Source organism: Leptospira sp. B5-022, assembly GCF_000347035.1.
Lineage (GTDB): Bacteria > Spirochaetota > Leptospiria > Leptospirales > Leptospiraceae > Leptospira_B > Leptospira_B cinconiae.
In genome coordinates this window covers 158165-182023 of record NZ_ANIJ01000025.1, presented here as the reverse complement: position 1 = coordinate 182023, position 23859 = coordinate 158165, and the positions used below count along the sequence as shown (strand labels likewise).

Sequence of the window (23859 nt, the reverse complement as noted above, 5' to 3'; positions counted from 1 at the left end):
GTTCTCCGTGCGAAAATAATGAATAGGCTGAATTAGCGAGCTCGAAAAAGTTTAAGAAGAAATTCTCTTCCTAAACTTTTTCCAATCACTGGAAAGCCTGTCCGAAAAATCGGTATCCTTGTATTTCTCGTAAAACTGCTTTTCTCCCAGATCCAAAAATGTTCCGGGGAAAATTTTTCCGCCTAGGCGATTTTCAGCGGAAAGTTGACGGAACGTATCCGCTAGGTCATAAGGTCGGTTCGGCTCCAGATCGGAAAGACATTCTGCCTTCATCCAACAAAGTCCCAGATAAAAATATCCTCCCGCTTCGAATCGGATCATATCGTCCTTTAAACTCAGACCGGTATAATTCGAATTTTCGGGAATTTTAGATAAATATAATATACAATCGAATGTTTTTTGTTCTTCCGGATTCGGCCAAGGATTAAATCCGGGTTCCGGGAACAGAATGAAATCAGGATTTAAAACTAAAAAGTCATCTTGTAAGTTCCAAAATTTTTCGATTCCTGTTCGAATTCCGCCTCCTGTTCCTAATATTTCAGGAAATTCCGTGGAGAAGTGTAGTTGGAAGTTTTTAAAACCTATTAGCTCTTCTTTTACTTTTTCTCCCAAATAATGTATGTTAAGGATCGCGTCGTCTACTCCCCAAGATTTGGCGTGAAACAGAGAATAATAAATGAGAGGAATATTATTGATTTTTAATAGTGGTTTAGGAAGAGACTCGGTCCATTCTCCCATCCTGGTCCCGAAACCTGCGCATGGAAAAAATGCCTTCATCTTAGAGTTTTTCCAAGAATAGTGTATTGTTTGATAATTCTTTTTTTAAGAGATGAAAGAATAGGAAGAGTTGATCCGGAAATAGTCCCACTTGCACGATCTCCAGTAGATTATCCAAGCAATTGAATATACTCTTTCTATACTTGTCCTGTTTTTTCTCCGCCACCAACATGAAATAAGATCCAAGAGCCTTGTAGGATCTTTGTAAACATTGTAAATAATAACATTCTTTAGGCTTTTTGAATCTATTCTCGCTCAGTTTTAAAAAAAGAAGAAAGAGTCCCTGTCTCATGGCAAACGGGATCGGTCTATAAGCGTCGTATAACAGACTGGAAAGATCATAAAACGGGGTCCCCATTCTCGCGTCTTGGAAATCGATCAACGTCAATTCTCCTGATGGGGAAAGCATGATGTTTCTAGCGTGAAAATCCCGATGGCAGAAAACCTTCTCTTTATATTCCGCTAAAAATCCGGAAGATTCTTCCAGGAAAAAAACGACCTCCGGTCTGAGTTTGGTCTTCAGTCGGAACATCTCGGAAAAATTGGTATATGAAGAATACGTAAACTTATTCTCGAAATTCAGTTTTTCATAATCGAATTCACGAGTCGAAACGGGAGGTTCAGGCCTGGTTTTTTGGAGAGAAACCAATAATTCCAAAGATTTTACTAAAAAATTCCTATATTCCGCATCGTCTTGTACGGAACTTAAGTCCAAATCTCCTTCGTCGGAAAGAAGCATGAGCTTGTTAAACACATCCGTCTTATATATTTTAGGGACCTTAAATCCGTGGTGTTCTAAAAAATGGCCCACTTCTTGGAAGTCGTGTTGAAAGACTTGGTCCTTGCACAGGATCTTAGTGGTTCCATCTGGATATGTTGCACGATAATATCTACGTGCAGAGGCTTCCGGAGTAAGTGAGTCGATTTTTTCCGGAAAGTTTCCTTCGATCGAGAGGAAACGAAAATCTATCTCACTTAAAACTTCATTCATAGCCGCGTATGGCTAGTTCTACAATTTGTCCGGAAAGACCAAGCGGAATTCGGTACCTTTTTCCGGCTCCGAATCGATTTCTATTCGGATGCCGAATACGTCGGCAATTTCTTTTGCCACGAACATTCCGAGGCCTGTTCCTTGGCCTGTTTTTTTAGTCGTAAAGTAAGGTTGGAAGATCTTATTCAAAATATCCTTGCTCATTCCGACTCCGTTATCCTTGATCTTGACCATTGGATGATGATTTTTTTCTCCCACGGAGATCTCTATTCTTCCTTTATTATCTGTCGCATCCGCAGAATTTAAAAAGATATTAGAGAATAAAAGGCTTAACTGGTCCGCGTTAGAATGAACGGGTGTTTTGTCGGGATTTCTGTTAAAAATTATTTCACAATATTTTAAACGAGTGGTCTTTCTAAAAACTTCAATTACGGATTCCACTACTTCATTCAGGTCTAAGGTTTCTTTGTCTCTGCCTGTATCTCCCGGTTTTCCGAGTTGAAGCAGGTTGAAAGTCAGGTTCTTTAATTTAGTGATCTGATTCCAGGTAACGGAGATCGCCTTATCTTTGATCGGTTCATCCGCGTCGGGAAGTCTCGCAACTTCTATAAAACCTTGGATAGCAGTAAGTGCGTTATTTATTTCATGTCCAATGCTTGAGGCGATCGTAGTTAAAAATGCTCTTCTCTCCGCATCGATCAATTTTTAGGAGATAATATTCTTTTGAGTGATATCTCTTGCTATACCTGTGTAATAAGTTTTACCGTTTAGTTCGTATCTACATACGGAAATATCAAAATTGAATTTTTCTCCGCTTCTGCTCACCAATTCCGCGTTATGTAATCTGGCGATATTATGGTCGGATTTACGGCTCATTAAGTGTGCGATCCTTTCCAGATACGCATCCGTGTTTTCCTCGGAGATTAGAAGTGTGATCTTTTGTCCTACGATCTCATTTTCATCATATCCGAAATTTCGGATCGTAGCTTCGTTTGCACCTCGGATGAGTAGATCCTCGTCCAGAGTGATCACACAATCCCCCGTAGTTTCTAAAATCAAACTATTACGATAATTTAAATCTTTAGATTGTTGTGCGAGATGGGTCTTCTCCCGAACTGCCTTTATGATCTTTTTGGATTTTCTATCTCTGTCTTCTTTTTCTTTGCGTGCATTCTCCAACGCCGCTAAGATATTTTGCCTACTTACCGGTTTGGAAATATAATCGAATACTTTATTTCTAAGAGCTTCTTCCGCAGTATGCAGTTGAGGATTGCCTGTGATAAGAATGACCGGAATATTGGAATTATACTTTTTTATCTCTCTTGCGACTTCGATCCCGTCTTTGCCGCCCATTAGGATATCGGAAATTACGATATCCACCGCATAATCCCTTACGATCCTCATTGCGGATTCGAAATCTTCGGCAAGAAAAACATGATATCCTTCTCTGGAGATCACACGTTCCAAAGCGGTCCTGATTTCCGCTTCGTCGTCAATGATCAGGACGTTGGGATTTTTTTCCCTTGTCATATATTTTTAATGAATAGGTTCATCATATCTTTCCTACGGGTACTCGGACGGTGACCTTGGTGCCTTGTCCAGGATTGGATTCCAAGTGAATGGTTCCGCCGTGATCGGTGATGATCCGTTGAGAGATAGTCAATCCGAGTCCCGTTCCCTGTTTGGTTCTCCTAGTCGTATACAAAGGTAAAAAAGCCTTTTCTGCGACTTCGGCGTTCATTCCGGGGCCGTTATCTTGAATGGTAAAACTCACCATCTCTCCGTTCAAATATAATTCTTTTCGTGCGGAAACTTGTATCAACGGAACTGCCGGTTTATGTTCCATTTCGGAAATCGCGTTAACTGCATTTACTAGACAGTTGATCAATACCTGTTCGATCTCTTGCCAAGCTACATGGATTTGAGGAAGTTCCGGATTAGTAACTCGTTTCAATTCGATTCCATTCTTTTTACAACTTACCTCGATGAGTTCGCATGCTCTCAGGAGAATAAAATAAGGAGAGACCAGTTCCTTTTTTCTCGGAGCCCTTCTTCCTAGATCCAAAAGTCCTTTGATCAGATCTCTGATCCGCAAGGCGGCACCTTCTATTCTTTTGTATACTTTTTTTCTTTCTATAGGATCCGGATCCTCATGTTCTAATAGATCTTCCAGATATAATAAACTGGATTGTAGAGGATTATTTACTTCGTGAGCGATTCCCGCAGCGATCTCACCGATTGATGCGAATTTTGCGGTTTCGTACAATTGCCTATCCAAAATTTTGGTCTGTGTCACGTCGGAGAATATTAACATTGCGGCAACAGGGAAGTCCTGGTATTTTTTGAGCGGAAGGAACTTTATAGAAAAGTAATTTTCTTCCTCTCCTAATAATACCATGGAGAAGTCGAAATAGGCCGCTCTTTGAGTGCGAATACATTCCTCTAATTTTATCATGATCCCTTTTTGAGCCTCTTCCGGGAATAGAGAGGGAAATTCGTCATCCACATCAACGTTCAAGAATTGAAATAAGAAAAATTTCAGAATCGGGGCTACTTCCAACACTTTGCCTTGTGGATCCAATATTACGATCCCATTATTCATGGAGGCGAATAAGTTCCTGAGTTTCATCTCGGAAGCTCGGATCAGTTCTTCGTTCTTCTTCTGCTCGGAAATATCCAAAAGAAGCAATATGGTTCCGATCCTATTCCCATAATCGTCTTTTAGGGAAGAAGAAGCTAATAAAAAGGGAACTTCATGTCTGCCTCGGATCGTGATCCTGGTCTCCGCTCTGGAACCTAAAAGGATCATATCCATCGCTTCCGGTTCCAATTTCAGAAGTTCTCTTACCTGGACACCTATGATTTCTTCTTTAGAAATACCTAATAAGGTACTGATGTTATTATTCACATAAGTGATAAATCCTTCGTCATCCGTCGACAAAAGAGGGACTTCCAGCGAATTTAATAGGGCCCCTTGGAATTGTAGGATTTTTGCCGTTTCTCTTCTTTGTTTTTCGATCCGCAAATATTGCAGAGAAGAGAGTAGATCTTCCACTATCTCGAAATACAAATAGTTCTCTCCGGAATCGAAAGCCATGTTCTCCCTTGAAATGATCTGGATCCCGCCTATAATTTTACCTTCTTCGCGAATAATCAAACTTAAGGACCTTCTGAAATCTTTGGCGACTAACGCTTCTTCCCATTCAGGATACAGATTAGAACCGAATTCATGAATATGGAATTGTTCCTTTCCGTCTAAAAGAGTTTCGAATGGAGATTTGGATTTTTTTTCTTCCCAAGCGATCTCTAAATTTTTTCTCCACTTAGAATCCAGATCGGATTGAATCAGTATTTGATCCGATCCGTCTTCTTTCCTATAAAAACCCCAAACCAAACTATAATGAGGATTTTCTTTCAGAGTATCGCAGATTTTTTGAAATAATGTACTCTCGGAACTTAAGCGGAGAGATCGTAAATTCAGTTTTAAAAGCCGGAGACTTCGCAAGATACTCTGTAGATAATACAATCGAAGTTCTATCTCTCTGATCTCCGATCTTTGGTAGATATGAAAAATTAACGGTGAGTTAGGGGATTGGGAAAAAGCGTTGATCGTAAAATCGGCAAGAAGAAGTGTGCCGTCCCTTTTTCTTAAATTCCAGAGAAGAGAGATGCCTAATTCCTCCGCTCCGTTCCCGTAACTTCCGATACTATCCGGTCGAGCGAGTAAATTACTGAGGCTTAGTTTTTTTAGTCCATCAGGATCGTAACCCAAGATGGAACAAGCCTTTGGATTGGAACCGAGTATACTGTAACTGCCGGGTTCTAAAATTAGAATCCCTTCCTGGGCGGGAAAGAAGGCCTTCTCTAACAGTAGAACTAATTCCCGATTCTTCATGAATTGTATATAATATCGGAATTCCAGATCATAAAATTGATTTGGATTCCTTGCTAGATTCGACTAGAGATGGAATCATTGGCCCAATCTATGGATTTTGTATACGAACTTTTTCTTCGAAATTATACCAGGCAAAAAATTCGATTTATGGAGAAGGAGCTGGGTTTTCAGCGCCTCCATGTAGACCTCGGCGGACACAAAATTTTCTTTTTGAAGAGGCCTTCTGCCCAAGGTTCCGATAAAACTCTTTTTTTCATCCACGGACTTCTAGATTCTGCCACAGGTTTTAGGAGACTGGCTCCATTTTTACGAAATGACTTCAATCTTTTGGTACCGGATATTCCAGGTTTCGGATTCAGCCCTCTTCCTAAAGTGAAATATTTGTACCAAGTGGACATATTCGCGGACCTTCTTTACAGTTCGATCCGCAAACTGGCGTTAAACGATCTGGTACTTTCCGGACATTCCATGGGATCTCTGATCGCGATGATGATCGCCATACGTGATTCGGAAAAAGAAAAAAGGGTGCAGAGACTTGTGCTACTTTCTCCCGGCGGTATCCCTCATCCGCAAAGAGACGAAATGAGGAAATTACTTTTCCCTTCTAAAACGGAAGAAATAGAAAGACTTCTTACCGCATTATATCAGGAGAATGTTCCGGAGTTAGGAGGTTTCGCAAAAAGAGCGCTCTTAAGTCAGTGGAATAATCTGGCTCACCGATATTTAACGGAGAATACTCTGGATAGGGAGAAGGAAATTTTTCTAGGTAAAAAACTTTCTGCAGTTTCCCAAAAGACCTTGATCATCTCCGGAACGGAAGACCCGATCACCGATCCTCCTATGATTAAAAAGTTACATTCATATTTAAAGAAAAGTAAATTGGTGTGGATCCCGCATTCGAAACACGCTCTCCATATGGAAAGACCTAAAGAAGTCGCGGAAAAGATCAATTCTTGGCTTTAAAAATTAATACTCCTGACCTTCATCTCTTTAAATAGGGGAGAAGGATTGTAGTGTCAAAAAGGAAGTTTGTTTAGAAATAAATTATTAACTAATGAGATCTATTGCTGTTTTAACGTTTGGAAAATTTATCTCTCAAATACAAAAGACAGACACTATAATTCGAAAAAATTTAAAAAAATTCCGGATAATATCGTTCCGGAAAATAAGGATCAACTCTTGCTCCTTATCACATTCTATAAAATTAAAAAAAATCTACCTAACTTCGTCCGAGTTTTTTGAAAAACGAATATAGAAATTAGAATCAAAAACCGTAATACAAGGGGCCGGTTGGCGGATAAAAATGGAAAAAGTAAAAATCGCTATAGTTGAAGACAATTCCGAGTTTGCTCTGAACTGCGCAAACACTCTCTCAGTGATGGAAGAGGTGGACAAAGTGGAAGTTTTTTCTTCTACCGAGGACTTATCACAAAGTCACCAAAAAAAATTTGATCTTGTATTTATGGATGTGATCCTTCCGGGTAAATCCGGGATCGATTATATTAAAGAGAGATCCGATTTTGACAACGATCCCAAATACATTATGCTTTCTACGTTAGATACGGACGATGCTTTGATACAGGCAATGAAAGCTGGCGCAGTAGGATTTGTTTTGAAAAAAGATCTGAAAGATATAAAAGAAGTAGCGAGAATGGTGATGAGAGAAGGCGGGATACTTTCTCCAGGTGCGGCAGCCAAAGTGATTTCTTTTTTCAGGAAATCTCCGACAAAGGAAACCCATTCGTTAACTCCGAGAGAAAAGGAGATTCTGAATCATATCATCAACGGTTATAGGACCAAGGAAATCGCGCGTAACTTTGGAACGAAAGAAGGTACTGTGCGGATACAGATCAAAAGTATTTTCAAAAAGTTACAAGTAAACTCAAGAGTGGACCTGGTACGTAAGTATTCGCGTTTCTAAAAAGATAACTAATCCGAATGGTCTAATTTTACTGCGACAATACGCATTAGTTTTTGTGACACGGAAAGTTTAGTTTTTTAAGAGCTTGGAATAAAAAGTTAGTTAATACGGAATAATAGGGAAACTTGCTTTCATCGGATTGTTACTAGTGTATGGTATACGGCATGATGGAGATCCGAGAAACGGAATGGTCCGAAGCTCTGGCTCGTCTCGCAGTAGTAGTATCCACTTATAAACATGTTGGAAGTACTACGGATCAAGTTTTTTTGGCTTGCGAGTCATTATGGGCGGATTGGGACGACTTCGAGCCTACTGGGCCTGATTGGCTACAGGGTTTCGAGGAATCTATGGACGAAGGAGAAATGAAATATGCTGCAAACTCCTTCTCACAAGTAAGATCCTTATTAAGAGCTAAACTGGACGAGGTCAATCATACGTTCGAGAACGGAGAGGATTCTGCGATCGGCGATTTGATTTTAGAATTATCGGACGGAATCTATTCATTATTGAATGGACCGGAAGAGCCGGATAAGACCGTAGAATCCATACTCATAGAGGCGGAAAAACTTTTAGAAATACTTTTAGAGTCGAACGACCTTAGATTTCCCGAAGATGAAAATTTATCTTCTATCGATTTGGCACAGGTTTCGGATTTAGGTGAAAGGGAAATTTTAAAGGAATTGATCTCCGCTTTCGAATCGGCAGTGGAATCCAAGCAAAACGGGAAGGCTTTATATTTATTAATGTCCAGGATCTTTATAGTTCATTGGAGTTTTTACAGATTAAGGGCTGCTTAATTAAGAATTTATAATTTTACTTTGCCTTTCTTTTATTTTCCGCAGCAAGTTTCACTTCTTCCCTTAAACTTTCCGCATATTGTCGGGAGATACCTACTTGATCCAACATAAACGTTTCGAGTTTTTTTCTCCAAACTTCCAGTTCTTTTTCTCCCTTTAATTTCGGAACATAAAAAGGTTCCGATATAAAAAACTCCGCTTTTGAGAATAATTTTGGAACAGGCGTCCTGTCCCAACTTTGTACGATCCTATAATGATCGTATTTAGCGAAGTAGGATAGTATTGGAAACCCTGTCATGGACGCCAATTGAACGATCCCTGGTTTAAGAGTATAAACCGGACCGGTAGGACCGTCGGGAGTGATTAGACTAATACTTCCTTTCCTTGCGTCTTGGACCAAAGCCTTTAATGCGGCGGCCCCTCCTTTTTTACTGGAACCTCTTTTTGGTTTCATCCCGAAATGAGCTATCACTCTGGTTATCAATTCTCCATCCTTGGATTGGGACGCCATAGGGATTACTTCCAAACCGTAACGTTTCACGTAAAATTTATACGTGAAATCTATAATGAATGGAATTTGATTGTGCCAAAGTGCGAGAACAAATCCTCTTTTTTGTAAAAGTAACTCTTCCGACTTCTTCGGAACATGGATCTTGGTCCATCGGACAGTCATATAAATAAATTTTAATATTAACGTAGCGAGGAATGAGGAGATTGCGATCTTCATGCTCGATTTTTCCCCTGAAAAACAGGTAATAAAAAAAGCCAGATGGCTGATAACGCAAGTCCTATACTATTTTTGAAAGTTTCGGAATATAGGTCCGGCTTAGGATTGTCTAAAAAATTGTAGAATCCCCAGACAAAGTATCCAATGCCGACCGATTTTCCTAATCCGGCGATTAATATTCTCCTACCCTGATCGTGAAAAAAGGAATACCATTCCGTGGAATACAACAGACTGACTGTTAGATAAGTCGGGATCCAGACTTCGGGTTCCGATTTTATATAACTTAGACCCGCAAATACGATCCAGGTAATTACGGTTAGAAACCTAAAAAAACCGGAAAGTCTCTTTTTCATTGTTCTTACGGGAGAATTTTCCCCGGATTTAAAAGATTTTTTGGGTCCAAGGCCTTTTTGATCATCCTCATTACTTCTATTTCGGCGGAAGAGCGGGAGAAATGTAAAAAGTCCTTTTTTAAAAGACCGATCCCATGTTCGGCGCTAATGGATCCATGATGTTTTTGTAATAGTTCGAACATGGAAGGATCCACCTTCTTACATTGGGAGAAAAACTCCACATCGGAAAGATCTTTCGGTTTTACGATGTTTAAATGAAGGTTCCCGTCGCCTATATGACCGAAAAGTGCGATCTCGAAACCCGGATACTTGGAAGAAAGTAAGCCCTGCATATCTTCCAAAAATGCGTTCATGTTCCGAAGAGGAAGAGAGATATCGTTTTTGTGAACGGTATAATCGATGGAAATGGATTCGCTGATTCCTTCTCTGTATTTCCAAAAGGTTTCGGCTTGTCTGGAATTTTGGGCTAAGCTTCCATCGGTAACATAACCTTTTTCTAAAATGGTCTCCAAAAAGGAGAATAATTTTTCATCATCCGATTCTTCGGTTATCTCGAACTCCATTAAAACGTAATATGGACTTACCTCTGAAAAAGGATCCGGGACATGAAGGTGATCCATCACCTTATCCAAACAATATTTGGTCAAAAACTCGAAGGCCAAAATAGGCAGGGACATATTATGAGTTTCTTTAAATAATTCTAATATAGAAGGGAAATCCGGCACCGCGGTGAAAAGTATACGGTTGTCTGCGGGTTTTTTGGTGAGTTTTAAGGTACATTCCGTGATGATCCCTAATGTTCCTTCGGAACCGATGAAAAGATGTTTTAGATCGTAGCCGGTATTATTTTTAAGGATCTCACCGTTAAATTCCAGGATTTCTCCCGTTCCAGTGACCACTTTGAGACCTAAGACCCATTGGCGGATCAGTCCGTAATGAACGACTCTTACTCCACCTGCATTAGTCGCAATATTTCCGCCTATATGAGAAGAACCTGTGGCAGCAAAATCTACCGGGAAATAAAAACCTCTTTCTTCCGCTTCCTTGTGGAGATTTTTAGTGATCATACCCGCCTGAACGGTTAAGGAGCCGAAAAATGGATCGAAATCCAAAACTTGATCCATCTTGGAGAGAGAGATTACTATCTCTCCCGATTTAGCCACTGCTCCGCCTGCGTAACCTGTTCTTCCTCCGGAAGGCACGATCTTAATATCGTTCTCGAATGCGTATTTTACGATCTCCGAGACTTCTTTTGTGTTTTTGGGGAATGTTAGAATTTCGTAATCCGGAACATATACTTTTGTTCTATCCGTTCCGAAAGAAAGGAATGTAGCCTGATCCATCCGGGTTTCATCTTTGAAAAAAACCCTATCTTCTCCCAATAGGGATTTGAGTTTATTTTTATTTTCCTGGCTGATACTCATATTTATTCCGCGAAGTTCATTCTTTCGATCTGGCTATCCACCGGCTTTTCGCCTTCTACTCTTTCCCTTTTCCGATAGATCCCGTCCGAAGAAAGGAGTCTTGCCTTTACATTATCCCTGATCTGAACATCTAAGATCTTTTTGATCCTATCCTTATTTTTAGCGTCTAGTATCGGGAATAAGACCTCGATCCTTCTTTCAAAGTTTCTAGGCATACAATCTGCCGAAGCGAGGAAAATACTTTCTTCTCCGCCGGAAAGGAAATAATAGATACGTGTATGCTCTAAAAATCTGCCTACGATGGAGATCACTGTAATATTTTCCGAAATTCCGGGCAGTCCGGGTTTTAAACAGCAGATACCGCGGATGATCAGCTCTATGATCACTCCTGCTCGACTAGCATTATACATTGCTAATATAATATGGGGATCTACCAGACTGTTCATTTTGAAAATGATGCGCGCGGGTTTTCCCGCTTTCGCATTTTCCGTTTCTTTTTCGATCAGATTTAAAAATACCGTTTTTAAATTATGGGGAGAAGCCGCCAGTTTGTTTAAGAAAGGCATCTTTGCGTAACTAGTGATTGTGTTAAAAATTGTCGAAACGTCTTCCGTGATTTCCTTATTAACCGTAAAAAAACTAAGATCCGTATAATATTTACTGGTCGTGGAGTTGTAATTTCCGGTTCCAAGATGCACATAACGCACTAGATGATCGTCTTCTCTTCTTACGATCAAGAGCATCTTGCTGTGGATCTTGAGTCCCACCACACCGTATACCACATGAACCCCTCTTTCTTCCAACTTTTGGGCCCATTTGATATTACGTTCTTCGTCGAATCTTGCTTTTAGCTCCACAAGTACTGTTACCTGTTTTCCGTTTTCAGCAGCCTGACCTAAATATTGGATAATAGGAGAATCCCCGCTTGTGCGATATAAGGTCATTTTAATTCCTAAAACCTTAGGATCCTCGCTGGAGATCCTAAGTAGATCTTCGATAGCGCCGAAGGATTGATACGGGTGATGTAATAATCTGTCTTTCTTTTTGATTGCGTCGAAAATTTTCTCGGGAGATTCGAACTTTAAAGTGTTTTTCTGCTGAAAGAACGGATACTTGAATTTGGAGGTATGTTCCAGTCCGTAAAAATACATTGTATCACTAATATTTAATATAGAGGAAACATCGAAAATTTCATGGTCTTGTAGCTCCATGAGTTCCTTGAGAGTATTTCGTACGAAAGAAGAAGTTCCCTCGTAAATGTCCATCCTCACCGCGTCTCCCCAGATACGGTTTCGGATCTCCTTCTTCATGGTGATAAGTAGGTCTTTTACGGAAGCCTCTTCGTCGATGGAGATATCGGCATCCCTTAATATTCGGAAAGGATATACTTCTTTTACGGTCATTCCATAGAAAAGGTCATCCACATGCAGTTTGATGATCTCTTCCAGAGGAAAAAATCTTCTGGTCTTACCTTCTCCTTTAAGTTGTAGGAACCTCGGTAATACGGAAGGCACTTGGACCACCGCGAACAGATCTTTTTTTAGTCCCGTTTTCTCATCGTCTGTGGTGAGAACGATAGCTAGGTTTAAGGATTTATTAAGTATATGAGGGAATGGGTGAGAAGGATCTATTGAAAGAGGAGTTAAGATCGGAGAAACATCTTCTTTGTAATAATGTTTGATGTCTTCTATCTCATTTTTATTTAATTCATCCGGATTTAAGATGAGATGGATCCCGTTCTCTTTCATCTGGTCCAGAGTATGGTTCAGTGTTTCGTATTGAACATTTACGAAACTTCTTACCTTATTGGATAATTCGGTAAGTATCTCGGAAGCTCTTTGACCGTTCAGACTTTTTTCGTCGTTACCTTCCGCTAATAGGTTTCTCAAACCGGCAACCCGGACCATATAGAATTCGTCCAAGTTTGACTCGGTGATACATAAAAATTTGAGACGTTCCAGAAGCGGATTTTCAGGATCATTCGCTTCTTCCAAAACCCGTTTGTTAAAATCCACCCAGGAAAGTTCTCGATCGAAAAAGATATCGGAGTTACCGATATGGATCGGTCCCTTGTTTCCGTTTCCTCCGCTTCCTAAGCTTTGGTTTTCGGGCGATTTTATCTTTTGGGCCACTGATTTTGTCCTACTTTCTTCTGGTTTAAAATGGACGGGTCGAGAGTCAAGTCTGCTTTTCGGACCAGAAAGAAGCGGAAAAGATGCCCAGAAAACCGCTTCTTTCCGATTATATTAACCTATCAGCTTTCCCGTTTTTCTTTCATCGATTAGATAAGAATTTTGGACTTCTTTTGTTTTTGAGATCCATACCTTTCCGGTCTTAGGACAGAAGAAAGAATAGAATTGGAACTTGGGAGCTAATTCCTTTAAAGAAGAACATAATTCCGAATATAAAAATTCCTGTTCTTCTCTCGAACCTGCCTTTTCCAATAATTCCGCAAAGGTCAACGACTTAGCATATTTTATCCTTCCTTCTGCCGAACTTTCTTTGGCTCTAAGAACCATTCCGGAGAGTCCCTTCGGATTTGTTCTTTTATCGTCACTGGAAAGTAATTGGTCATGAAAGACCGCTAGTCTTTGGAATAATCTCAACTCGGAAGATTCCGCCGCCACAGGGGCGGAAACTGAAACCACGGAAGCCGCGGCTATGTATGCGAATACGTTGCGCATAAAATTCTCCTATATTATAAAAAATAAATATATTGGGAGAATTTCCTATATGATAAGTCGGATCGTGTATAGATTGGAATCATAAGCGGAAATATGTAAGGGCGCCTCGGAATCCAAGGAAAAAATTACGGATTCCGAAAAAGAGAATAGACCTAAACTTTTCCAATATGTAGAGACAGTGTTCGTCTCTATTCTTTCGGATTCTTTTTCTAAAGTGACTAAGGCGGAAAGAACGGAATGAGAAAGTTCTAACTGTAAACTTTGTTTAGGATGTTTTGCTCCTGAAAAAGAAATCGCTGTTTCGTTAACAGAAATTGCGAATACAAAACAGAATGCGACTAATCCTATGAATGCCCGAGCAAACATTGAAAGTTGGACCCGGATCCGGTCATAAGGGTTTCCTTTTTCCTTCTAAGTAATGCTGGATGGTTTCAAATTTTTATATGTATTGACCTAATTAGATCACTGCTCAAAATTTCATCATGATAGATCCAGAATACTGTGTCGCTTTGGCAGAATACAATCGTTGGCAAAACGAATCCCTATTAACCGTTTCTGAAAAACTAAAGCCGGGCGAGTTGAACGAAGATAAAAAACTATTCTTCGGCTCTATGGCGAAAACTTGGAATCATATCGTCATGATGGATCTCTCTTGGTTGGATAGGTTCCATTCTAGACCGATCCAAAAACTGGATTTCCAGGAGATGCAATTTTCAGGTTTGGCGGAACTCAAAAAGCTCAGGACCGAATTAGATTCGACGATTTCGGAGTGGGTAAAAACCATTACCTCAGAGTGGCTTACACAAGATCTGAAGTTTTACAGCTACATGTACAAAAAGGAGATCACTTTACCGATTTGGCTTCTGATCACTCATTTTTTCAATCATCAGACTCATCATCGCAGCCAGATCTCCACAGCATTATTACAAAGCGGATTGGAATACGGAGTCACGGATATTCCTTGGAATCCTTTTTATCCGAAATCAAGATAATATATTCAGGAAAACGAATGAAACAGATCCTTGTATTCTTTGCTACTTTCATTTCTCTTTTGATTTTGAACTGCGCCTCCGTAGAAAAGGTAGAACCTCGTAAGATCGAAAAGATCATGAAGGTCCATGCGGGTGGAGGTCTTCGTTTGAGGATTGCTCCGAATATAGAAGCTAAAAAAATAGATCTGGTCCCGGACGGAGATGTTGTCGAAACTTTCGGAGAGACCGGCGAGATTGAGATCCAAGACGGTAAACAAGGTCGTTGGGTCAAAGTAAAGTGGAAGAAAAAAGACGGATACGTGTTCGGCGGATTTTTAGAATTTATCAACGTCAAATAATTTTATACTTTTTGAATATTCTCCTATTTTAAGGAATTCCATTGAGAAGATTAAGAAACCAATTTATAGAGATCATTTCATTCCAAAACTCGGCCGGATATTTTGCCGCTATTACTTTCTTTGTGAGTTTATTCTCCCTATTGATCGATCCAAAGATCGGAGTTTTGACTCCTGATATGCTCGACGGAGGTAGATGGTGGAACGCAGGATTGTTTGTTTTTCATCTACTTTCTCCGGCTGAGATCCAAGCCGGAACTTATATGCCTTGGATCTTTTTGATCTTCTACACGTACCTTGTTTTTTCCGTGGGTAAAATATTAGAAGAGGATATGGGTTCTCTTAGATTTAATCTATTTTTGTTTTCTTTAATGTTCCTGATCACGATAGGCGGGGTCCTTTCCTTATATTATCCGTTGTTTGTGGAAACTAAGATGATATACGATTGTCTTTTGTTGGCTCTCGCAATCCGTATGCCCAATCTCGAATTTTTTATTATTCCGATCCGAATGAAATGGATAGGGATCGTTTTATTTGTCTACCTTTTCTGGGAAAGAGGGGATGAGGTGAGAATGTTCAACTCGAGCTTACCTTGGGCAGGATTGTTTTTTGGATTTTCCAGTTTGCTTATATTTTTCGGTAAGGATATCTTAGGCGCCAAAATCCGGGAGCACAAAACTTCTACTTGGAAAGCCAAACAATCGGAAGTATTCACGATACATAAATGTTATGTTTGCGGAGCGACCGAGGCTACGGACCCTCAATTTGAATTCCGTTATTGTGTGGATTGTGAAGATAAGGAATATTGCGAGAATCATCTTCATAATCATTCACATTCTTGAGCGAACTAAATTTTGTCCCTTAAGAGCTTGTAAATTACTCAATTTTTTTTAAACCGGATTGACTTTCTTTCGATAAGATATGAAATTCTCCGGCACTCCAAAATCCCCCGATCCGGAAGTGGGTTGTAACAGGAAAAACTTTCCGTGAATTCGATCGTTTACTGGTTTGAAGAATTATTTGCCTCTCTTCCTTTGCCCTTCTTGGATATTTGGGGAAGATTCGGCTATATAGTCGGGATCTTTCTGACGATTTGCGCCTACGGAGGTTTTACTTTTAATCCGGCAGGTAAATTCGGTTTCGGTCGCCAAAAACAAAGCTGGGACACTCAGGCTTTTTTAAGTATTCCGTTCACTTTTGTTTTTATATTTATAACCGGTTATATCGGCTCTTTTATCGTTTTAGTACCCGGAGCTCAGACCTTCGAATCCTTAAAGGATCTAACGGTCTTTCTTTGTATCCTTTTGTTCGGTTATCCTGCACTTCTTGCGGTACCTTTTGCATACGGACTTTCGGATCTGATAGAAGGTGTTCCGCCCGATTTTTTATTCGACTGGCTTTTAGGTTATTTTATCAATCCGTCTTGTTTCTGGGTCGCATATCAGTTGATCGGCAGGGACCCTGATTTTAAAAAATTGAAAACATGGGGATTATATTCGATTTTCGTAATTATCTTCATGAGTATCGAACCCCCGCTTTGGGGTTATATCTGTTCGGAACAATTTACTCGGGAGATCTCCTACCGAAATATTACTCCCGCTCTTTTTTTTACGACAGGAGTTACCTGGGTGGTCGCTCCTTTTGCTACGTTGGTCGCATTACCGCTTGCTAAAAAGTACGGATTATTTTGGGCCGAAATCCCCGGTCATACTAGAGAGCTGATCTTAAGCTATAAAGAATGGTATTGGCAGGAGGAAAAAATAGGAAAAGATGGGGCTCCATTACCGCAAGGACTTCCTATTCGGATGTTCTTGGTCACCCCGTTCATTCTTTTGGTCCTGATAATGGTAGCCGCGACCGCTTATCTGACTTTGAGAAGTTCCGAAGCGGCTTCCGGAAAACTCGCTTCCAGATTGCACCAAGAGATCTCGGAAAATATCAATCTCCGGCTGGATGATTATTTGTCTCATTCTATCGATAAAAAAACGGAGGAGATCTCTCTTTTATTAAAAAATACGAATATAGCCAGACACGGAAGAGCTTTTATTTTGGATAGAGAGACAAGGGTCGTAGCTTCTTCCGATCTGCGTTTTAGTAACTTGGGGTCCGCTTCGGAGAGTGGGGATCCCGTAATACGAAATTCAATTCTTTCCGTATTGAAGGATTACAGAGATCTGTATTCGATCAAAGTAGCATTCCAATTTAGATTCGATATAGTAAACGCAAAACCCGTATCCAGGGAGACTTGGCTTACTCAAGTAACTCCTTATCGGGACAATGCAGGACAGTACGATTGGATCGTGATCACGGCAATGCCTGCTTCTTATTATTTGGAAGGTGTGCAGATCGGAAATAGCGAATCGGCAAAAGTATTCGCAGTAGCTTTGACTCTTTCTCTTTTGATCGCCGCATTACTTGCCGGGATTGTTACATCGCCGATACGAAAGATTTCTCGGGCTACTCGTGCAATGGCAGAAGGGGACTTCTCCCAAAGAGCTCCTAGCAGTAAACTGGAAGAAATCGGGATCCTTGCATTTTCTTTTAATCATATGGCGGAGCAGCTGCAAGAGGCCTTCCTGAGAACAAAGTCCAGTGAGCAGCAATACAAAGATCTTGTGGATACGACCCCGGGAGTTGTCTGGGAAGCGGATGCAGCCACATTTAATTTTACATTCGTGAGTAAACAGGCCGTGGATCTACTCGGGTATGCCGTAGAAGAATGGAAAACTCCCGGTTTTTGGGCGGATCATATCTATTCGGACGATAGAGAGGAAGCGGTGAATTTTTGTGTGGCTTCTACAGGAAGATTGGAAGCTCACGAATTCGAATATAGGTTCTTGAAAAAGGACGGAACTATCATTTGGCTCAGAGATATGGTGAAGGTAATCACCGAAGCGGATAAGCCGAAATGGCTTCGTGGAGTGATGGTAGATATTACCGAACGGAAAAATTTCGAAGAGAAGTTTTTGGAGAGGAATAGATTTGTCGAATCGATATTGGATATCTCTCCTGATATATTATATATTTATGATATTAGGGAGAAGAGGAACGTATACTGCAATATCGGTGTGGAGAGATTATTGGGTTATTCCGTGGAAGAAATCCAAGGAATGGGAAATTTCGTTCTTAAGACGCTGATGCATCCGGATGAATTTGAGATACATTGGGCCGAGACCATTCCGAAATATCTGAATGCCTTGGACAAGGATGTAATAGAACACCAATATAGGATGCGGCATAAGGATGGAAAATGGCGTTGGTTTGTATCCAGAGAGTTGATCTACATGAGAGATACGGAAGGAGTCCCGATCCAAATCTTCGGGATCTCCAATGATATAACGAAGAGTAAAGAAGCGGAAGAGACTATCCTGGATCTGAACGCAAACTTGGAACGTAAGATCGATCAAAGAACGGAAGAATTAAAAAGAACGAACGAAAATCTCAAAGAATCTTTGGAATACCAGAAAAAGATCTCCGAAGAACTGAAAGAAACACAAAGCCAACTTCTTCTTTCGGAAAAGTTGGCAGCTCTAGGTCAACTTGCTGCGGGAATGACCCATGAGTTAAACACTCCTTTGGGCGCTATTGTTTCGTCCAATCGTGCCATTTTGGATATTTTGTACGAAGAGATCAAAGAAATCCCTGACCTTCTTCTTAGTTTAAATAAAGTAGAGGTGGAACATTTCAAATTTCTATTAGATGAAAGTTTAAAGGAAATTTCCCAGGCCGAGATACTGCCGAATCGGTCTTTGAGAAGGGAACTTGTTCGGGAATTCAAAGAAGCTTCGGTTCCGGATCCGGAGAATGCGGTAAATATGGTCCTAGAATTGGGGCTTCACAGACTAGGGGAAAAACTTCCTGAACTTCTGAAGACTGAAAATTCCCTGAAGTTATTGGAGGCGGTTTCTTCTATAGCATCCGTTGTGCGATTCAGTAATGTGATCTCAATCGCTACCGGAAAGGCGTCTTATGTGGTCGATGCTCTCAAAAATTATTTAAACCCAGGAACACATAACGGAGAAGAGGAACTTGTCCCGGTTGACGTAGAAGTGGAGCTGGAAACGATCATCGCACTATATCATAATAAGATCAAATACGGGGTCGAAGTAATTAAACATTATCGGACGAACGAGCTTTGTTTGGGAGATCCGGATAAGTTGAACCAAGTATGGATCAATCTATTAAATAATGGATTGCAGGCCATGAACTATAAGGGTAAAATCGAAATTTCGATAGAGAAAAGAGAATCCTGGATTATAGTCTCCTTCATCGATTCCGGCTCTGGAATTGCTAAAGAGATCCAGGACAAAATTTTCGATCCATTCTTCACTACTAAAAATCCTGGAGAAGGTATCGGCTTAGGTTTGGATATCTGCAAAAAGATCATAGAGAAGATGGGCGGGAAAATAGAATTTGAAAGCGAACCTGGACGTACCAAGTTCGAAGTTTGGCTGAAATCGGCAAACCGTAAAAAAGAGGAATCTATTGGAAACTGAAACATCACAGAATGCGATCCTATGTGTGGATGACGAGGCGATCATCTTAATTACCTTACAAAAGGAATTAAAGAAGCAGCTCGGAAATTTATTCCAATACGAGACTGCATTAAATGCAGAAGAGGCTATGGAAGTCATAGATGATCTGGTAAAGGCAGGTGTGAATGTGATCTTGATCCTTTCCGATTGGTTGATGCCGGGGATTAAGGGAGATGAGTTCTTAATTTTAGTTCATCAAAAGTATCCGAATATCCGATCCATACTGATCACGGGACATGTGGATGCTGCCGCCGTGGATCGGGTTAAAAAGGAAGCGGGGACTTATACCGTGATCCCAAAACCTTGGGACGTGAACAAACTAATGGAAGCAGTTCGAGTTTGTTGTAATTTGAATTAGAGCGAACGTTACGAAAATCATCCTTGGAGACAGTTTCAACCGTTTCGATATTTTGCCCATCAAACTAACACCGGTTCGTTCGGATGCCTCCTTCCTGAAAACGAATTGACCTTTCCTTTTCTAAGAAGATACTTTATTATCTCCAAAAGGAATCTTCTTACCATGCTACAAAATAACTACTTTAACGATGTATCCGACTTAAGGTTACATTTCGATCATATCATCAATTGGAAAGAAATCGTGGATTCCTATGAGGGCGGATTTGTAGATGCCGCTAAATTCAAAGCCGGGGACGAAAGATTTGCCGCTGCACCTTCTTCTTATGAAGAAGCATTAGAATATTATAAAACACTATTGGATTCCGTTGGGGAATTTGCGGGGAAAGAGATCGCTCCTTATGTTGCCGAATTGGACAAAGTCGGCGTTAAATTCGAGAATGGAAAAGTGGTATTCCCCGAAAAACTATTGGAGATCGTTCGAAAAGCAAGGGATGCGGGCTTACAACCCACCGGCTTTTCCAGAAAATACGGCGGACTCGGAGTCCCGTGGACTGTCCGAGCATTCTTTAGTGAAATCTTATATAGGGTGGATGCATCCGTTTGTATTTCCATCGGTTGTGTGAATTTGGCCGAGATCATCGAGAAGAACGGAAGTGAAGAATTAAAAGACGAATGGTTGCCTCGCTTGGCTGCGGGAGAATTTGCATGCGCTATGGGGCTTACGGAGCCTGACCATGGTTCAGATCTGCCGGGGCTTCGGACTAAAGCCGTTCATAAAGAAGGAAATATTTATCTATTAAACGGAACAAAAAGATTTATCACCCAAGGATGTGGAACAGGAGAAATTCCTGCGATCCTTTTGTTATTAGCGAGGACCGGAAATCCGGGAAGCGGGGCTCGAGGGCTTTCCTTCTTCTTAGTGCAATCCAAAGACGTACAAATTGCGGGAATAGAAAAGAAGATGGGTCTGCATTGTTCTCCTACTTGTGAGATCGTTTTAGAAAATACTCCGGGAATTTTGATCGGAGAAGAAGGCCATGGACTCATTAAACATACAATGGGAATGTTGAACGGGGCCCGGATGGGAATTTCCCAGCAAGGAGTCGGGATCGCGCAAGCAGCGTTAGCCGAAACCAAAAAATACACTTCCGAACGGATACAATTCGGAAAACCGATCGGAACGATCCCTGCAGTCCGTAAAATCCTCCGAAGAATGGAAAGAGAAACAATGGCAATGCGCTGTTTAATGTTGGAAGGCGCTAGAGCTATGGATCTGTATTATTTCAGGGGAGATCATCTGAAAGAAAAAGGGGCCACGGAAAGAGATCTTAAATCGGACGTGGTCCTGAAATACTGGGAAAAGTTAGCCGGAATACTCACACCTATTTCCAAGTTTTATTGCTCCGAATCTTGTGTGAAGATTGCAGGCGATGCTGTGCAACTTCATGGAGGAGCAGGTTTCACGGACGATTACGATGTCTCCAGGATTTACAGGGACTCAAGGATCACGACGATTTATGACGGGACTTCTCAGATACAAGTGAATGCTAGTATAGGTGGGATCGTTACCGGAATGAGCGGTCACGGTTTTTTAAGGGAATATATAGACAACGAATGGTCCCATTTCCCAACCGAGGAGACAAAGGTTCTTTCAGATGTTTGGGACGGTTTCCAAGAAGCGGTCGCAATGTATAAAGAACTCGCTACTTCGGAGGAAAGGGAAGAGACTGCCGATGAGATCGTTTGGGCAAGCGCCAGACTCCTTTCCGGTTTACTATTCTATCGTTCTACACTTCGTATTCCGGAAGAGCTGAGAGCTGACAGACTTTCTCATGTGGAGGAATATAATCTGGACAGTCTTGGGTATATGGAAGGTCTGAAAGCAAAGTTGAAAGTAAAGGTTTCCTCAAGGCAAGCGGTTTAGATTTTAGAACCGCCAGGGATCGATGCGGGCGTCGCGAAGCGACCGAAGCGGAGAGCCCGGTCCGAACGAAGTGAGGAGGCGGCCCTTATGTCTCGAGTCATTTCCGTCGGAAGTCCAAAAAATCCGTCTTTCTTATCTTGAAATGCTTATACTTTTGGAAAATCGGTCGATGGAATTAGAAGGAGGGGACTATGCCCGCATTCTCTATTCCGGGATTGAGTTCCGGCCAGGATACGAACCAAATCGTAAAAAAACTGGTAGAGCTAGAAGCAAAGCCGATTCGCCGTTTGGAAAAACAAAACGGTTTCAATCAGGCCCAGGTTAAGGCGTGGTCCGATCTTAAAACTCTTACTACTGACCTCCAAAATAAAACGAGAGAAATTATTTCTTTTACGGCGCCCTTTGCGACGAAGTCTATCGTTTCCGATCCGGAAGGTGTGATCACCGGTGATGCTGCACGTTCTGCAAGCAGCGGTAAACGTAAGATAGAAGTGAAAGAGCTTGCTACATTTCATCAGATCTCGGGCGATCCTATCGATTCGGAGAGAAAGATCCCTGCCGGGACATTTAAGATCCTTTCCGGAGAGATAGAGAAGGAGATTGAGTTCCAAGGAGGGACCATTCGAGATCTATATCTTACCGTTCGAACCGCGGCTGCGGGGATCATACAACCTACGCTTGTAAAAGTGGATCAGGATAAAACGGTTCTAACGTTAGCCGCTTCTCAATCCGGTAAGGATAATCAATTGAAGTTCGACGATCCGAACGGGGTACTTAAAGCGGCTTCTCTTGTGGGAGGAATGCTTCCTCAGGATCCTCCTCAGTCTTTTTATCTTCCATGGGAAGCGAGCCAAACAAATCCATTCCAACCGGATAAGTACGGTATGACTGCGAATGCAAAACCTACTTTTATCCCTGCGGACCCGGAGAAAAAAGAACCTTCTAAGATCAAATTAAGCTCTAAACAAGCTTTCCAATTCCATATAGATGCGAAAGAAGGAAAGAAGGGCGCAAGGATCGAGGCTACTCTTTCCGAACCTTTGGAGGAAGAGGAAACGATTTCCTTAGGTGTGATCTACGATCAGGACGAACAAGATAAAGTATTCTTAGAACAGGCTTATCATAAGGAAGGGAAGGTTCGTATTACTTTTAAGTCCAATATGGACGGCAAAAAGATCCATAAGGTAATCGTAATCAACCAAACCGGAAAGGAGAAGGAATTCTCGAATTTCAGATTCGTTCTTCCCGCGGAGTTCAACGGTGCTAAACCCGCAAAGACCATCGTAGAAGCAAAGGATGCGGTTTTTACGGTAGACGGAATTGAGATCACTCGACCTAAAAACGAGGGTCTAACCGATGTTTTGGACGGAGTTCTTCTGAATTTGAATAAAAAGAGCGAAGGTGGTCCGGCGAGCGTCGATATCAAAGTGGATTCCGCAAAAGGTATCCGTATGATCAAGGAATTTATAGAAGCATATAATAATGTTCTAAAATACTCCAAGGATGCCACCGCTGTTAATAGGGAAGGCGGGATCAGCGATTCTAAACTGGAAGATCCGGATATTACCAGATCTTTCTGGGAAGGAAAAACGAAAACCGGCATTTTGGCCGGAGAAAATTCCGTCATTCGTTTGGTTGCGGGTATGAAAACCGTTACCACTTCTTCTTTTCCCGCTTATCCGAATTCGGAGATCAGGACTCTTTCCGATGTTGGAATTTCGACTGGAGAAGTGGGAAGTAAATGGGCCGATATCCAAGAAGGTCTTCTAACTCTAGACGAAGCGAAATTAGCCGCAAAACTTGCGGAGAATCCGGATGCAGTCCGCCATTTATTCGCCCAAGACACCAATTCCGACGCCAGGATGGACACGGGAGTTGGCGTGAACCTGGTGGAACATTTGAAACCTTATACGCAGTTTGCGGGCGGACTGGTAACAAGCAAGATCAAGTTATTGGAAGAACAGGTCTCCGATAATAATAAGAAGATCAAAAACTTCGAGTCTCACCTGATGAGTTACGAAAAAAAACTCAAGGAGAAATTCCTGTATATGGAGCAGGGTGTGGGAAGGAACAAGGCCGTAGGATCCTATCTGAACAATAATCTCAGTAGGGGACAAGGCGGAGACGATAAATAAAGGAATTATAAT

At 41.3% G+C, this 23859-nt stretch carries 19 protein-coding genes and 1 pseudogene; 10 read left to right on the top strand and 10 right to left on the bottom strand.

The features are described from left to right. Positions 1-51: 51 nt before the first annotated feature. The 4 genes and pseudogenes from LEP1GSC192_RS13125 to LEP1GSC192_RS13110 form a co-directional block, all read right to left on the bottom strand. Positions 52-777, bottom strand: a complete 726-nt coding sequence (locus tag LEP1GSC192_RS13125; protein WP_020770442.1) for an NTP transferase domain-containing protein — start codon at positions 775-777, stop codon at positions 52-54. Between the two features lies 1 nt (position 778). Next, complete coding sequence (locus LEP1GSC192_RS13120; RefSeq protein ID WP_020770458.1) at positions 779-1768, bottom strand: phosphotransferase; 990 nt, start codon at positions 1766-1768, stop codon at positions 779-781. An 18-nt stretch (positions 1769-1786) separates the two neighbouring features. Next, positions 1787-3298 (bottom strand): annotated as a pseudogene (locus LEP1GSC192_RS13115) (response regulator). Between the two features lie 22 nt (positions 3299-3320). Continuing rightward, positions 3321-5663, bottom strand: a complete 2343-nt coding sequence (locus LEP1GSC192_RS13110; protein ID WP_020770417.1) for an ATP-binding protein — start codon at positions 5661-5663, stop codon at positions 3321-3323. A gap of 90 nt (positions 5664-5753) precedes the next feature. Here LEP1GSC192_RS13110 and LEP1GSC192_RS13105 point away from each other — a divergent pair, with 90 nt between their 5' ends. From LEP1GSC192_RS13105 to LEP1GSC192_RS13090, 3 genes are all read left to right on the top strand, one after another. Then, the gene (locus LEP1GSC192_RS13105) at positions 5754-6626 is read left to right on the top strand and encodes an alpha/beta fold hydrolase (RefSeq protein ID WP_036090099.1); all 873 of its coding nucleotides are present in this window, start codon (positions 5754-5756) and stop codon (positions 6624-6626) included. A gap of 340 nt (positions 6627-6966) precedes the next feature. Continuing rightward, entirely contained in the window at positions 6967-7584 is a 618-nt protein-coding gene (locus LEP1GSC192_RS13095) for a response regulator transcription factor (RefSeq protein ID WP_020770395.1), read from the top strand. A gap of 164 nt (positions 7585-7748) precedes the next feature. Further along, positions 7749-8381: a hypothetical protein gene (locus tag LEP1GSC192_RS13090; protein WP_036090161.1), complete on the top strand. Its 633-nt coding sequence runs from the start codon at positions 7749-7751 to the stop codon at positions 8379-8381. A gap of 16 nt (positions 8382-8397) precedes the next feature. Here the strand turns inward: LEP1GSC192_RS13090 and LEP1GSC192_RS13085 are convergent, their stop codons facing one another. The 6 genes from LEP1GSC192_RS13085 to LEP1GSC192_RS13060 form a co-directional block, all read right to left on the bottom strand. Continuing rightward, positions 8398-9108 carry a lysophospholipid acyltransferase family protein gene (locus LEP1GSC192_RS13085; RefSeq protein ID WP_020770375.1) on the bottom strand — a complete coding sequence of 237 codons (711 nt, stop codon included), beginning with the start codon at positions 9106-9108 and terminating at the stop codon, positions 8398-8400. Beyond that, a complete protein-coding gene (locus LEP1GSC192_RS13080) occupies positions 9105-9461 on the bottom strand; it encodes a hypothetical protein (RefSeq protein WP_020770322.1) in 357 nt (118 codons plus the stop codon). Before LEP1GSC192_RS13080 ends, LEP1GSC192_RS13085 begins: the two co-directional genes overlap by 4 nt. 5 nt (positions 9462-9466) lie before the next feature. Next, the gene (locus LEP1GSC192_RS13075) at positions 9467-10885 is read right to left on the bottom strand and encodes an FAD-binding oxidoreductase (RefSeq protein WP_020770454.1); all 1419 of its coding nucleotides are present in this window, start codon (positions 10883-10885) and stop codon (positions 9467-9469) included. Between the two features lie 2 nt (positions 10886-10887). Further along, positions 10888-13005 (bottom strand): polyphosphate kinase 1, encoded by a 2118-nt coding sequence (ppk1, locus tag LEP1GSC192_RS13070; protein WP_232421024.1) that lies wholly within the window; start codon positions 13003-13005, stop codon positions 10888-10890. Between the two features lie 126 nt (positions 13006-13131). Continuing rightward, positions 13132-13569, bottom strand: a complete 438-nt coding sequence (locus LEP1GSC192_RS13065; protein WP_020770333.1) for a hypothetical protein — start codon at positions 13567-13569, stop codon at positions 13132-13134. Between the two features lie 45 nt (positions 13570-13614). Then, complete coding sequence (locus LEP1GSC192_RS13060) at positions 13615-13935, bottom strand: hypothetical protein (protein ID WP_020770384.1); 321 nt, start codon at positions 13933-13935, stop codon at positions 13615-13617. A gap of 116 nt (positions 13936-14051) precedes the next feature. Between LEP1GSC192_RS13060 and LEP1GSC192_RS13055 the strand changes: the two genes are divergently transcribed. The 7 genes from LEP1GSC192_RS13055 to fliD all read left to right on the top strand — a co-directional run bounded on the left by LEP1GSC192_RS13055 (position 14052) and on the right by fliD (position 23847). Continuing rightward, positions 14052-14561, top strand: coding sequence for a DinB family protein (locus LEP1GSC192_RS13055; RefSeq protein WP_020770470.1), 510 nt, complete (start codon positions 14052-14054; stop codon positions 14559-14561). A gap of 17 nt (positions 14562-14578) precedes the next feature. Further along, positions 14579-14899, top strand: a complete 321-nt coding sequence (locus LEP1GSC192_RS13050; protein WP_020770413.1) for an SH3 domain-containing protein — start codon at positions 14579-14581, stop codon at positions 14897-14899. A 41-nt stretch (positions 14900-14940) separates the two neighbouring features. Then, positions 14941-15738, top strand: coding sequence for a hypothetical protein (locus LEP1GSC192_RS13045; protein ID WP_020770528.1), 798 nt, complete (start codon positions 14941-14943; stop codon positions 15736-15738). 144 nt (positions 15739-15882) lie between these two features. Then, positions 15883-19392 carry a PAS domain-containing protein gene (locus tag LEP1GSC192_RS13040; RefSeq protein WP_020770535.1) on the top strand — a complete coding sequence of 1170 codons (3510 nt, stop codon included), beginning with the start codon at positions 15883-15885 and terminating at the stop codon, positions 19390-19392. After that, positions 19382-19789, top strand: a complete 408-nt coding sequence (locus LEP1GSC192_RS13035) for a response regulator (protein ID WP_036090096.1) — start codon at positions 19382-19384, stop codon at positions 19787-19789. The genes LEP1GSC192_RS13040 and LEP1GSC192_RS13035 overlap by 11 nt, the downstream gene beginning before the upstream one ends. Positions 19790-19951: 162 nt before the next feature. Next, a complete protein-coding gene (locus tag LEP1GSC192_RS13030; protein ID WP_020770347.1) occupies positions 19952-21712 on the top strand; it encodes an acyl-CoA dehydrogenase family protein in 1761 nt (586 codons plus the stop codon). Positions 21713-21903: 191 nt separating this feature from the next. Continuing rightward, a complete protein-coding gene (fliD, locus tag LEP1GSC192_RS13025; protein WP_020770410.1) occupies positions 21904-23847 on the top strand; it encodes a flagellar filament capping protein FliD in 1944 nt (647 codons plus the stop codon). The last annotated feature ends 12 nt before the right edge of the window (positions 23848-23859 follow it).